This window comes from Acidobacteriota bacterium, from assembly GCA_012729555.1.
Taxonomy (GTDB): domain Bacteria; phylum Acidobacteriota; class UBA6911; order UBA6911; family UBA6911; genus UBA6911.
This window is the reverse complement of the sequence record JAAYCX010000012.1, coordinates 203,105-215,384: the sequence shown is the minus strand read 5'-3', so window position 1 is coordinate 215,384 and position 12,280 is coordinate 203,105. Positions and strand designations below refer to the sequence as shown.

The 12,280-nt window shown below is 69.4% G+C and carries 11 protein-coding genes; 3 read left to right on the top strand and 8 right to left on the bottom strand.

All coding sequences use genetic code 11. The features are described 5' to 3' along the window. Positions 1-6: 6 nt before the first annotated feature. Positions 7-1,629 (bottom strand): NYN domain-containing protein, encoded by a 1,623-nt coding sequence (locus tag GXY47_03950; protein ID NLV30287.1) that lies wholly within the window; start codon positions 1,627-1,629, stop codon positions 7-9. Positions 1,630-1,722: 93 nt separating this feature from the next. After that, complete coding sequence (locus GXY47_03945) at positions 1,723-2,685, bottom strand: flippase-like domain-containing protein (protein ID NLV30286.1); 963 nt, start codon at positions 2,683-2,685, stop codon at positions 1,723-1,725. 107 nt (positions 2,686-2,792) lie between these two features. Here GXY47_03945 and GXY47_03940 point away from each other — a divergent pair, with 107 nt between their 5' ends. Further along, positions 2,793-3,221: a nucleoside deaminase gene (locus tag GXY47_03940; protein NLV30285.1), complete on the top strand. Its 429-nt coding sequence runs from the start codon at positions 2,793-2,795 to the stop codon at positions 3,219-3,221. Between the two features lie 18 nt (positions 3,222-3,239). On the opposite strand, the gene nadC is transcribed toward GXY47_03940, so the two are convergent. The 3 genes from nadC to GXY47_03925 form a co-directional block, all read right to left on the bottom strand. Beyond that, complete coding sequence (gene nadC, locus GXY47_03935) at positions 3,240-4,121, bottom strand: carboxylating nicotinate-nucleotide diphosphorylase (protein NLV30284.1); 882 nt, start codon at positions 4,119-4,121, stop codon at positions 3,240-3,242. Between the two features lies 1 nt (position 4,122). Continuing rightward, a complete protein-coding gene (gene nadA / locus GXY47_03930; protein NLV30283.1) occupies positions 4,123-5,193 on the bottom strand; it encodes a quinolinate synthase NadA in 1,071 nt (356 codons plus the stop codon). Between the two features lie 331 nt (positions 5,194-5,524). Continuing rightward, positions 5,525-5,848 (bottom strand): hypothetical protein, encoded by a 324-nt coding sequence (locus GXY47_03925; GenBank protein ID NLV30282.1) that lies wholly within the window; start codon positions 5,846-5,848, stop codon positions 5,525-5,527. A gap of 107 nt (positions 5,849-5,955) precedes the next feature. Between GXY47_03925 and rocF the strand changes: the two genes are divergently transcribed. Together rocF and GXY47_03915 are read left to right on the top strand one after the other, a co-directional pair. Continuing rightward, complete coding sequence (gene rocF / locus GXY47_03920) at positions 5,956-6,864, top strand: arginase (protein NLV30281.1); 909 nt, start codon at positions 5,956-5,958, stop codon at positions 6,862-6,864. 183 nt (positions 6,865-7,047) lie between these two features. After that, positions 7,048-7,659 (top strand): protein-L-isoaspartate(D-aspartate) O-methyltransferase, encoded by a 612-nt coding sequence (locus tag GXY47_03915; protein ID NLV30280.1) that lies wholly within the window; start codon positions 7,048-7,050, stop codon positions 7,657-7,659. 13 nt (positions 7,660-7,672) lie between these two features. On the opposite strand, the gene GXY47_03910 is transcribed toward GXY47_03915, so the two are convergent. From GXY47_03910 to GXY47_03900, 3 genes are read right to left on the bottom strand one after another with little or no spacing between them, the layout of a single operon-like run. Next, a complete protein-coding gene (locus GXY47_03910) occupies positions 7,673-9,169 on the bottom strand; it encodes a nicotinate phosphoribosyltransferase (protein ID NLV30279.1) in 1,497 nt (498 codons plus the stop codon). A gap of 33 nt (positions 9,170-9,202) precedes the next feature. Further along, a complete protein-coding gene (locus tag GXY47_03905; GenBank protein ID NLV30278.1) occupies positions 9,203-10,837 on the bottom strand; it encodes an NAD+ synthase in 1,635 nt (544 codons plus the stop codon). Between the two features lie 37 nt (positions 10,838-10,874). After that, the gene (locus GXY47_03900) at positions 10,875-12,278 is read right to left on the bottom strand and encodes an amidase (GenBank protein NLV30277.1); all 1,404 of its coding nucleotides are present in this window, start codon (positions 12,276-12,278) and stop codon (positions 10,875-10,877) included. Positions 12,279-12,280: the final 2 nt, after the last annotated feature.

The following is a 12,280-nucleotide window of genomic DNA, read 5'->3' as shown; positions in this document are numbered from 1 at the left end:
TGCCCGCTACTCGCCCTCTTCCTTCTTCGTATCCTTGGCGCTCTTTCGCTTGCGGGGCGTCGTGGTCTTTTTCGCGGCGGTCCTGGCCCTCGTGGCCCTACCCGTCGTGGCGGTGCCCGTCTTCCTCCGGGTCCGCGGCTTGGGCTTCGGATCTTCGGCCGCGGCTTCGGATTCAGGTTCCGTTGCTTCCGCTTCCCCGGCATCCGGTTCGCCGGCTTCGGGCGCGGGCGAGCCGTCCTCTTCCGGATCGCCGGCATCCGGTTCGCCGGCCGTGGGCTCGGCTTCGGCTTTTATGGCCGGCGGGGTGGAAACGGGCTCCCCCGGCTCCTCCGGAGAGGCCTCGGCATCGCGCCGCACCAGGAGTTCGGTCTCCTCCGCGCTCTCCGTCTCTTCCGCATCCAGGGGCAACCCCGCCGCGGGCGCCGGTTCGGCGTCCGTCTTGGGGAAGCGGTCTCCGGGGAAGATGCGCAGGATCCCCTGCCGGTTGCGTTCGACGTGGAGCAGGCCGTCCCGGTGCGCCTGGCGCACCAGGTCGTAGATGCTCGAGATCCCGTACTGGTGTTCGTCGAACGGGGGCTGCAGCGACCGGATCATCTGCTTGAAGGTGCGGAGGTACATCGGCCAGTGCGGCCGGGACCTGGAATCCCGCAACGCTTCCTCGAGCGCCCGGATCGCCTCCGGGGCCGGGAGGGACGGTTCGACCGGCCCTTCTTCCGCAGGCTCGCCGTGCGCAGGCTCGCCGTGAGGCTGACCTTCGGCCGCCGCACGAGGCGCGGCCTCGGCCTCGGCCGGGGGCGCGCTCTCGGGCGCGCTTTCGGGCGCCACGGATGCCGTGCTTTCGGCCGCCGAGCGTTTCTGATCCCTCGTCTCCTTCAACTCCACGAGCAGGCTCCGGTCCACCTGCTTGAGGTGGATGGCCCCGGCGTCGGCCAGCTTCTGGACGAAGTCACGGAAGCTGCTGACCCCGTAGTCCCTTTCGGAAAAGGTGGAGTCGAGCTGCAGCAGGGTGCTCTTGAGCAGCCCCAGCTGGGGGGAGACCTCCCGGTCGGAGAGGATCTTCAGGGCCCGCCGGATCAGCGGGAGCGCGCTCTGCAGCGACGTGGAACTCGAGACCTGTGTCCGCCCCGAGGACCTTCTCGCCCCGGACTGCACGCCGATGAGGTTTTCGTACGCGATGAACTCGTGGCAGTTTTTCTGCAGGATGACGCTGGTAAAGGCGCGCCCCCCGACCACGAACACCATCTTGTCGTACTGCTTGAGTTTCTCCACCAGTGCGATGAAGTCGCTGTCGCCGCCGACGATGACGAAGGCGTTGATGTGCGCCCGGGTGAAGGCCGTTTCCAGCGCGTCGAGCGCCAGCGCGATGTCGGCCCCGTTCTTGTCGCCGCCGGGGGTCAGGTTGCGCTGCACCATCTGGATGGCGTGCTGGGTCATGGCGCGGCTGAAATCCTCCGCGCGCTTCCAGTCGCCGTAGGCGATCTTGGTGATGACCTCGCCCTTTTCCTTGATGGCTTCGAGCACCGTGCCCACGTCGAAATTGCGGCCGAGCGATTGCTTCACGCCGATGGCGATGTTGTCGAAATCGATAAATACAGCTATCTTCAGTCGTTCTTCGTTTGCATTATTCATAATTTGCCTATCCATATAGATTACATCATTCCGCGGCAGAATTCGATGCATAGTTTCGGTCCGTCCGGATCCGGTCCGGACGGCGCTCCCGCCTCATTCCCGCGCTCGCGACAGGCCGCCCGGAACCTTCCAGAGGAAGGCGGCGCCCCCGAGGTTGCACACGAGCATCAGCGCCGAGGTGGCCAGGGAGATCACCAGGCCGGAATCCCGCGGGACCCCCGCCAGAAACAGGGCCTCGACATAAACCCACTCGCGCACCCCCATCCCGTTGAGCGTCACGGGGAGCATGGTGGCCAGGGTGACGAGGGGGAACAGCGCCGCAAAGGATACCATATCGACGCGGTGGCCCGAGGCCAGGACCACCTGGTGGAATATTCCGAGGACCAGCGCGGAGTTCAGGAAGGAGTAGGCCGTGACGCGCCAGACCGCCCCTTTCCCGACCTCCTCGAGCGCGAGCGCCCGGTGAAAATCGCCCAGGTAACCCAGCGCTTTGCGGGCCCGGGGGGCGCGCACCCGCTCCTCCAGTTTCCGGCGGATCGTTCCCCCCTTCAGGACCAGGGCCAGGACGGCCGCGACCCCTGCCCAGGCGCCGAGATAGAGGGTTCCGAGGGGGAGCCCGTTCCATGCGAAGGGGCGCAGGCCGATGGCGATCGACCCGTACAGAAGCAGGGTGACGAGACCCGCCGCGCGGTCCTGCAGGACCGAGGCCAGCCCCTGCAGCAGCGGCTTCCCGGCTTTCCGGCTGATGATCCAGGCCTTGACGGCGTCGCCGCCGACGAGGGAAGGGAGGCCGATGTTGAAGAACATCCCCGCGAAATAGATCTGGACGAATTCGAGATAGCGGCCGCGCATGCCGAGGGCGCCCGCGAGGATGCGCCAGCGCTCGGAACAGAGCAGCTGGCTCCCCCACAGGGCCGCGAGGAGCAGGGCCAGGGTTCCGGCCGGAAACGCCCCCAGGCCCCGGGCCACCCGGGACACGTCGACCGATTTGAAAACCAGCCAGAGCAGAAGTATGGTAAAAAGCAGCTTCAGGGTATGGACGAGAGGTTTCGGCATCAGCGCGTCGTCCCCGATTTCGCCCGCGCGCACCCCGGCAGGGGCCCGAGGCCCGCGGGGCGGGAAGGGGAGGAGGGCCCATGGATCCGGAGGCGGCCGAGTTCTGGATGAGAGAAGCGCTGGCGGAGGCGCGGCGGGCGGGGGAGGAAGGGGAGGTCCCCGTCGGGGCGTTGGTGGTGTCCCACGGCAAGATCCTCGGGCGGGGGCGCAACGGCCCCATCGGCGCGAACGACCCCACGGCGCACGCGGAAATCGTGGCCCTGCGCCAGGCCGCGCGCGGCGCCTCCAACTACCGCATTCCCGGTTCGGTGGTGGTGGTGACGATCGAGCCCTGCGTGATGTGCCTCGGCGCCATGATCCAAGCCCGGGTGGACACGCTGGTCTACGGGGCCGCGGACCCCAAGGGGGGGGCGGTGCACTCCTGCTTCCGGCTTGCCGAGTCCGAGTTTCTGAACCATAGGATCCACGTGATTCCCGGGGTGCTCGAGCGGGAGTGCGGCGACCTCCTCAGGTCCTTCTTCGCCGCCCGGCGCTAGCGATCCGGTATTCCCCGGCTACATTTTGAGGGCGACCTCGAGCGAGAGATTGAGCGCCGGGGCGCTGTGCGTCAGCCATCCGATGGAGATCAGGTCCACCCCCGTCGCCGCGATGGCGCGGGCGGTCGCCGGGGTGACCCCGCCGCTGGCCTCGGTGAGGACGCGCCTGCCGACCCGGCGGACGGCTTCGGCCAGCGTGTCGACCGGCATGTTGTCGAGCAGCACCGCGTCCACCCGCTCCCCGAGCACCGCATCCAGCTGCTCCAGGGTGTCGACCTCCACCTCTACCTTGACCATGTGCCCCGCGCGGCGGCGCACCCTCCGGATCGCCTCCGTCACGCCGCCGGCCACCACGATGTGGTTGTCCTTGATCAGCACCGCGTCGTCGAGCCCGAAGCGGTGATTGGCCCCGCCCCCCGCCCGGACCGCGTACTTTTCCAGGACCCGGAGGCCGGGGGTCGTTTTCCGCGTGCAGACCACGCGGGCGGGGTGGGGCTCGATGGCGGCCACGATGTCGCGGGTGACGGTGGCGACGCCCGAAAGGCGCGCGAGAAAATTGAGGGCGGTGCGCTCGGCGGTGAGAATGGGCCCGGCCGCCCCGCGGACGAAGGCCACGGTCTCCCCGGCGGCCGCGTCGCCGCCGTCGGCGATCCGGATGTCGATCTCGAGGCCGGGATCGAGGCAGCGGAAGGCGGCGGCGGCCACCTCGATTCCCGCGATCCTCCCCGGCTGCCGCGCGACGATCGAGGCCGAGGCGATGTCGTCCGCCGCGACGATCGCCTCGGTCGTCAGGTCGCCCCCGCGCCCGATATCCTCGAGGAGGGCGCCCCGGACGGCGTCCTGGTACAGGATCGGGTGGAGGGGCGCAAGGCCGCCCTGCCCTTCGTTCGTTCGGTTCATATCAGCGTTTCTCCCGGGGCCCGAGTTCCAGCATGCGTTCGACGGCCCGGCGCGCGCGCTCCGAGACGAGTCCGTCGACCTCCACCGCGTGGCGCATGGAGCGCAGGCACCCGAGGATGCCGGGCAGGGTGATCCGCTGCATGTGCGGGCAGGCGTGGCACGGGTGGAGGAACCGGATTTCGGGGAATTCGGCCGCCAGGTTGCGGCTCATGGAGATTTCCGTGGCCAGGAACACCTGTTCCGGCCTGCGGCGGGCCACTTCGCGGATCATGTCGGCGGTCGACCCGGTGAAATCGGATTCCGCCAGGACCTCCGGCGGGCATTCCGGGTGGGCGAGGATATAGACGCCCGGGTATTGCCGCCGGTACCGGCGCAGGTCCGCGGCGGTGAATTTCTCGTGGACCTCGCAGTGTCCCTTCCAGAGGATCAGCTCCTTGTCCGTGCGCGCGGCCACGTACTTTCCGAGGAACTCGTCGGGGAGGAACAGGACCCGGTCCGCGTCGAGCGACTCCACGACCTCGACGGCGTTGGCGGAGGTGCAGCAGATGTCGGACTCCGCCTTGACGGCGGCGGAGGTGTTGACGTAGGTGACCACGGGGGCCCCGGGATATTGCCGGCGCAGGCGCGCGATATCCTCCGGGGTGATGGAGGAGGCCAGGGAACACCCCGCCTCCGGGTCCGGAATCAGGACGGTCTTCTCCGGGTTGAGCAGCTTGGCCGTTTCCGCCATGAAGTGCACGCCGCAGACCACGATGACGTCGGCGTCGACCGCGGCCGCCTCCCGCGCGAGCGCCAGCGAATCCCCCGTCAGGTCCGACACCGTGTGGAAGATTTCGGGGACCTGGTAGTTGTGCGAAAGGATGATGGCGCGGCGCTCCCGCTTGAGGGCCTGGATGGCCGTGATCACCGGAAGGTGGCGATCCCACTCCGCCCGGGGAATGACGTGGCCGAGGCGCGCGTAAAGGGCTTCCAGTTCCACCCCCGGACCTGGCGCCGGGGCGGGAACGTCGACGGCGTTGCCGCGGGCCGGATTCGTCATCGTCTTCTCCTCGCTTATGCTCAAATTGAGCATAATAGGGCAATTAAAAAAGAGGCCCGCTTTCGGGCCGTAATGGATCATGTTAGGCGCGATCAAAATGCTTGTCAATCGCCCGGGTCACGAAATCGGTGCGCCGGCGGGCGCGCCATCGGGCGGGGGCCGCCCGATGGCGGGAGCCGAAAATTCGAGTGAAGGATTTTCGGCCCGCGGCCGATAAGACGGCTGCAGCACCAAACGGCTTCGGCGGAAAGCGCCGACAGTATGCGCGGGGAGCACGGGCGGGGCGGAGAAGCGCTCGGTCTTGTTAACACGGGTGAGGGGACCGTCCCGCCCGCCGCTCCCCGCGCGCCACCCCCCCCTCCGACTATCCCCTGTCCCGATCCCCTCGATCCCGGTCCCGGTCCCTTCCACCCGGGAGGCGGCGGCGCAGGAGGAGCCAGAAAAAGGTCGCGCTGGCGCCGGCGACGAACATCACGATGATGTTGTTCTCCGGGCCGGGGGCGTACACCGCCTGGCGGTAGCCCGCCGCAAGCGCCCCCAGCAGAAAACTGAGCGCGGCGAGATAGGCCGACAGCGGGTGCTCGGGCGCCGTCTCCGGCCGCATCCGCTCCCAGAGGAGGCTGACCAGGTACGAGGAAGAGCCGGCCGCGATCGCCGGCAGCAGCCATGTGTCGAGCGCAAGGATCATCTTTCTTCCCCCTCTTTCAGTGTAGCACCGGCGCGCCGCGGGCGCATTGTATTCACCCCGGGAAGCGGGTACATTTAACAAAGAAGCTGTGCCGGGGACGGGGCCTTATGACGAGCGTGGACATTTACGGGGTGCCGATCGACCTGGGGGCCGGGCGGCGCGGGGTCGACATGGGGCCGACGGCGCTGCGCATCGCGGGAGTCGCCGCGCGCCTGGTCGCCCTGGGCTGCGAGGTGCGCGACCAGGGGAACATCCCCGTCCCGCTCCCGGAGACGATGGGGGCGGCGAGCCGGGACGCCCGTTATGTCCGGGAGATCGCGGAGGTGTGCGGGGCGCTCTACGCGCAGGTGCAGAGTTCGCTGGCTTCCGGGCGCCTGGCTCTCAGCCTGGGGGGAGATCACAGCCTGGCCGCGGGTTCCGTGGCCGGGTCGGCCGCCGCCATGCGCCGGAGCGGCCGTCCGCTCGCCCTTCTGTGGGTCGACGCCCACGCCGATATGAACACCCCAGAATCGAGCCCCAGCGGAAACGTTCACGGGATGCCGCTGGCGTGCCTCCTCGGCAAGGGCCCCGGGGAACTGTCCGGAATCGGAGGGTTCTTCCCCAAGGTGGATCCCGCGCGGTGCGCCGTCATCGGGCTGCGCAACCTGGACGAGCGGGAAAAGGGGATCGTGCGGGATTCGGGCGTCGCCGCCTACACCATGAACACCATCGACCGGCGCGGGCTGGCGGCCGTGATGGACGAGGCGCTCGGCCGCATCTGCGAAGGGGATGCCGCAGTTCATGTGTCGTTCGATATGGACGGGGTGGACCCGTCCGTTTCTCCAGGGGTGGGGACCCCGGTGCGCGGCGGATTCTCCTACCGCGAAGCCCATCTGATCATGGAGATGGTGGCCGACACCCGGAGGCTGATCGCGCTCGACATGGTGGAGCTGAATCCGATCCTGGACGACCGGAACTCCACCGCCGTGCTCGGGTGCGAGCTGATCCTGTCTGCGCTGGGAAAGCGGATCCTTTGACGGGAGGGGCGGCTGGAGGGACTCCTGATGCGCCTGATCATCGCGGCGGCCTTTGCCGTTGTCCTGGCGAACCTCGGTTTGCCGATCCTCTACGGAGGCTGCGCTACGAACCGTACGTCATCGGAAGAGAAGGGGCCGCAGGACCCCGCCGGTTCGCAGGAATTTTCCCGGCTGCGCGCGGAGATGGTGCGGGTGCAGCTCGAGGGGCGGGACATCCGGGACGCGCGCGTACTCGACGCCATGCTCCGCGTCCCCCGCCACGAGTTCGTCCCGGAGGCGCCGCCCCGTTCGGCCTACGGCGACCACCCCCTTGCGCTCGCACTGGGGCAGACCATATCCCAGCCCTACATCGTCGCCTTCATGACCCAGGCGCTCGGGCTCGAGGGGGACGAGAGGATCCTGGAGATCGGCACCGGGTCGGGATACCAGGCCGCCGTGCTGGCCGAAATCGTGCGCGAGGTGTACACCATCGAGATCCTGCCCGAACTCCAGGAGCGGGCGCTTTCCGTACTCGGCCGCCTTGGCTACCGCAACATCCGCGGCAGGGTGGGGGACGGGTACCTGGGGTGGCCCGAGGAGGCTCCCTTCGACGGCATCATCGTGACGGCGGCGCCGCGCGAGGTGCCCCGGCCCCTTCTCGACCAGCTCAAGACGGGAGGGCGGCTGGTCATTCCCGTCGGCGACCTGGTCCAGGACCTGGTGGTTTTCGAAAAGGGGCCCGGGGGGATCTCGCGCCGCACCCTGATCCCGGTGAGGTTCGTTCCGATGACGGGCAGGGCGGCGGGCGAAAAATGAGGGCGCGGGCGCGTCAGCGTTCCCCCTCCTCGCGATCCCTCCCCCGGTCGTTCGCCCGGCCGTTTCCCCCGTTGTTCCCGATGATGTCCGCGATCATCCGCTCCTTCCGCCGCCAGAGCCCGATGCTGAGCCCCACCTTGTATTCATGGGGGTTGTGAAGGCGCTTGTAGCTTTCGTGGAGATGGGCCAGCTGCTCCCTGCGCCGGTCACGGATATCTTCCAGCGGGGGGAATTCGCGGACCGGCGCGCCCGACTCCACGATCGGTTCGAGCAACTGCACGCGGCGGGGGGAATCGAGCTTCTTGCGGCGCAGCGGGTTTGCCGGGTCCACGATCCACACCCCCCCCCGGGAGAGATCCTCGTCCCGCCCTGCCACCGCGTCCGCCTCCATCAGCCCTTCCCGATCGTAGAAGCGCACGATCTTCTTGAGGCCGGGGTTGGTCGTTTTCTCGGGGTTGGAGCTGAGCTTGATCGTGGGCTCCCCGTTGTGCTCCACCATCTTGTATATCCCCCCCAGCGCCCCGCCCCCCTCTCCCGCTCCCGTCACCAGGTTCGTTCCCACCCCCCAGATATCGATCCGCCCCCCCTGTGCCAGGATGTCGGCGATCAGGGTTTCGTCCAGTTCGTTGGAGGCGACGATCTTGACGTACCCGAGCCCTTCCCGGTCGAGCATGTCACGCGCTTCGATGCTCAGGAAGGCGAGGTCGCCGCTGTCGATGCGGATCCCGGCGAGGGCGTGCCCGGCCGCCTCGAGTTCCTTCGCGACCCGGATGGCGTTCGGCACCCCGCTCCGGAGCGTATCGTAGGTGTCCACGAGCAGGGTGCACTCGTCGGGAAAACTCCGGGCGTAGGCGCGGAAGGCCTCGAGCTCGTCGGGGAAGGCCTGGATCCAGCTGTGGGCGTGCGTCCCCCTGGCGGGGACCCCGAGGCGCGCCGCCGCGAGGACGTTGGAGGTGGCGTCGGCCCCCCCGATCATGGCGGCGCGGCAGGCGCTCTCGGCGCCGTCGGGCCCCTGGGCGCGGCGCAGGCCGAATTCGAGGACGGGGCCGTGCTGCGCCGCTTCCCATATCCGGGCCGCCTTGGTCGCCACCAGGGTCTGGAAATTCAGGTGGCACAGCAGGATGGTCTCGGCCAGCTGGCACTCGATCAGGCCTCCGGCGACCTGCACCAGCGGCTCGTTGGGGAAGACCACCGTCCCCTCGGCCACGGCGCGGATGTCGCCGCGGAAGCGGTATCGTGAAAGAAAATCGAGGAACCGGTCGGGAAAGGTCCGGGCGCCGCCGGGAGAGCGGCGCGCCCGCAGGTAACGGATATCCTCGTCGCCGAAGCGCGTGTCGAGGACGGCGCGGACCCCGTCCTCGAGTCCCGCGGCGATCGCGTAACCGCCCCGGAAGGGGGTGCGCCGGAAGTAGAGGTCGAAGGCGGCCCGGTCGTCCCCCTTCCCCTCGGCGAGGTAGCCCGCGGCCATGGTCAGTTCGTACAGGTCGGTCAGCAGAGCTTCGGTGTACACGCCCCCTCCTCTCCGGCCGCCGGGATCGCCCGGCTACAGGTCGAGTTTCATCGCTATCGGCATGCGGCGGCCGGGGCCGAAGGCGCGGCTGGTCACCTTCAGCCCGGGCGCCGCCTGCCGGCGCTTGTATTCGTTGGCGTAGATCATGCGAAGGACCTTCCGGACCGTCCCCGGGTCGTACCCCCGCGCCACGATCTCCTCGAACCCCATCCGCTCCTCGATCCGGGCTTTCAGGATGCCGTCCAGGATGTCGTACTCGGGGAGGGTGTCCTGGTCGGTCTGGCCGGGGCACAGCTCCGCCGTCGGGGGCCTCACGAGGGTGTTCTGCGGGATCCGTTCGCCCCGCCGGTTGATGTGGCGGGCTAGGGCGTACACCATCGTCTTCGGCACGTCGGAGATCACCGCCAGCCCCCCCGCCATGTCGCCGTAGAGGGTGCAGTAGCCGACCCCCAGTTCCGACTTGTTTCCCGTGCTCAGGACCAGGTGGCCGAACTTGTTCGACAGCGCCATCAGGATCGTGCCCCGGATCCGGGCCTGCAGGTTCTCCTCGGTGACATCGGGCCCGAGCCCGGCGAAGCTGTGCTCCAGGGCCCCGCGGAAGGCGTCGTGGACCGAACGGATCGGGATGGTTTCCTGCCGCATCCCCAGGTTGCGGGCCAGCGCCGCGGCGTCGGATTCGCTCTCGGGGGCGGAGTAGATCGACGGCATGGCGACCCCGAGGACGTTGTCCGGTCCGAGCGCCTCCGCCGCGATGCAGGCGACCACCGCGGAATCGATCCCGCCGCTGAGCCCCAGGACGGCCGATCGGAAGCCGCACTTGCGGGCGTAGTCCCGCGTTCCCAGGGTGAGCGCGCCAAGCAGGAGCTCGATGTCGGCGGTTTCCTGAAACCCTTCGTCCCGCTCCGAATCGGGATCCACGACGAGGATCTCCTCCTCGAATCCCCGTCCCGCGGCGATGAGGTTCCCCCCCCTTCCCAGGGCCAGGCTGTGGCCGTCGAAGACGAGGTCGTCGTTCCCCCCGACCAGGTTGGTGTAGATCAGCGGCACCCGGTACTTGCGCGCCTGTTCGCGCAGCAGCCCGTGGCGGAAGCGGGGCTTTCCCGTCTCGAAGGGGGAGGCGGAGATGTTGATCAGGAGGTCCGCCCCCCGCTCCACCAGGTTGCGGATCGGGTCGACGGCGTACAGGGGCCTGGGCCACAGGTCCCGGGCGCTCCAGGCGTCCTCGCAGATGGAGAGGCCGAGGGTCCTGCCGCGGAAGGGGATCACGGGGACCTCGCCGGCCCGTTCGAAATAGCGGTCCTCGTCGAAAACGTCGTAGGTCGGCAGCAGCGTCTTGTGGACGATCCCCTGTACCCGCCCCTCGGCAAGCAGGGCCGCGGCGTTGTGGAAATCGCGCCCCTCCTGCCCGGCGTTGCGGTCCACGAACCCGACCACGACGGCCGTGCGGCCCGAGCGCGCGGCGATCTCCCCGAGCGCCCCGAGGTTGGCTTCCACGAAGCCGTCGAGCGTCAGGAGGTCCCTGGGGGGATACCCCGTGAGGCAGAGCTCGGGGAAGACGGCGATGTCGGCGCCGAGGGACTCGGCCTTTTCCAGGCCCCGGAGCACCCGGTCGCGGTTTCCCGCGATGTCTCCGACGGTCGTATTGATCTGTGCCAGCGCAATTTTCATCATACACCTGTCTGTCACCGGTGCCCCCCCGGGGGGATCAGGCTCCGGCAGGGTCGGGGGGGAACCGTTCGTGCCACTCCGTGGCGGTCTCGTAGGCGCAGGCGGCGCGAAGGAGCGTGGGCTCGTCGCGCCGCCGCCCGAGGAGCTGCAGCCCCACCGGCAGCCCGCCCGGCGTCGAGCCGCACGGGAGGCTGATCGCCGGCAGTCCCGACAGGTTCCCGGGGCGCGTCAGGCGCAGCAGCGCCGCGCGGACGTCCTCGCGCCTCCTCCCCGAGCGGAATTCCGTCTGGTCGAGGGCCGGGGGCGCGAGCGGCAGGGTCGGCGCGGCCAGCACGTCGACCGATTCGAAGACCCGGTCGAGCCTTTCCCCGTAGGCCCGCATCTCTTCGAGCGCCTGGAGATAGGCGACGGCGGTCGCCCGCCTCCCGGGGGCGAGCCTCAGCCGGACGTCGCGGCCGTAAACCGCCCCCCTCCGGGCCAGCCACCGGTCGTGATAGGCCGCGGCCTCGTCCCCCGTAATCTCCTCGGCGAGCCGGGCCGTAGGCTCCATCCCCTCGAGCCTGACCTCCTTCACCTCCGCCCCCAGCCGGCGGAAAACCTCCACGGCGTCGAGCACGGCGCGGCGGACCGCCGGCTGGATGTGGTCGAAAAAATGGTCCCGGGGCACGCCGACCCGGAGCCCCTTCACCCCGCGCCGCATCGCCCGGAGCATCCGGCGCCATTTCCCGGACTCGAAACGCGGTTCGGACAGGGCCAGCAGCAGGGCCGCGGCGTCGGCCACCGAGCGGCAGAGCGGGCCGGCGTGGTCCAGGGTGAACGAAAGGGGGATGACGCCGTCGAGCGGGACGAGGCCGCGCGTGGGTTTGAGCCCCACGCAGCCGCAGGCCGCGGCGGGGATGCGGATGGAGCCCCCGGTGTCGGTCCCCAGCGAGGCGATCGCGAGCGCCGCGGCGACGCCGGCCGCGCTGCCGCCGCTCGAGCCCCCGGCGATGCGGCCGGGGTCCCAGGGATTGCGCACCGGCCCGTAATGGGGGTTCACGCTGGTCGGGCCGAAGGCGAATTCGTGCATGTTGGTCTTGCCCAGCAGCAGGCACCCGGCGCCGAGCAGGCGGTCGACCACCAGGGCGTTCCGATCGGGTACGAACCCGCGCAGGATCCTGGATCCCGCGGTGGTGGCCACGCCCCGGGTGCAGAAGAGGTCCTTGAGGCTGACGGGGATGCCGTGGAGCGCCCCCCGGTATCGCCCCCGGGAGATCTCCCGCTCGGCGCGGCGCGCGGAGGCCAGGGCGCTTTCGGCGGTGACGGTGATATAGGTGTTGAGCACGGGGTCGATCCGCCCGATGCGGTCGAGCAGCAGCCGGGTGAGCTCCACCGGGGAGATCTTCCTCCGCTCGATCAGCGGGGCCAGCTTCTCGATGGTCAGGTCGCGGTCGTTGTTCATGG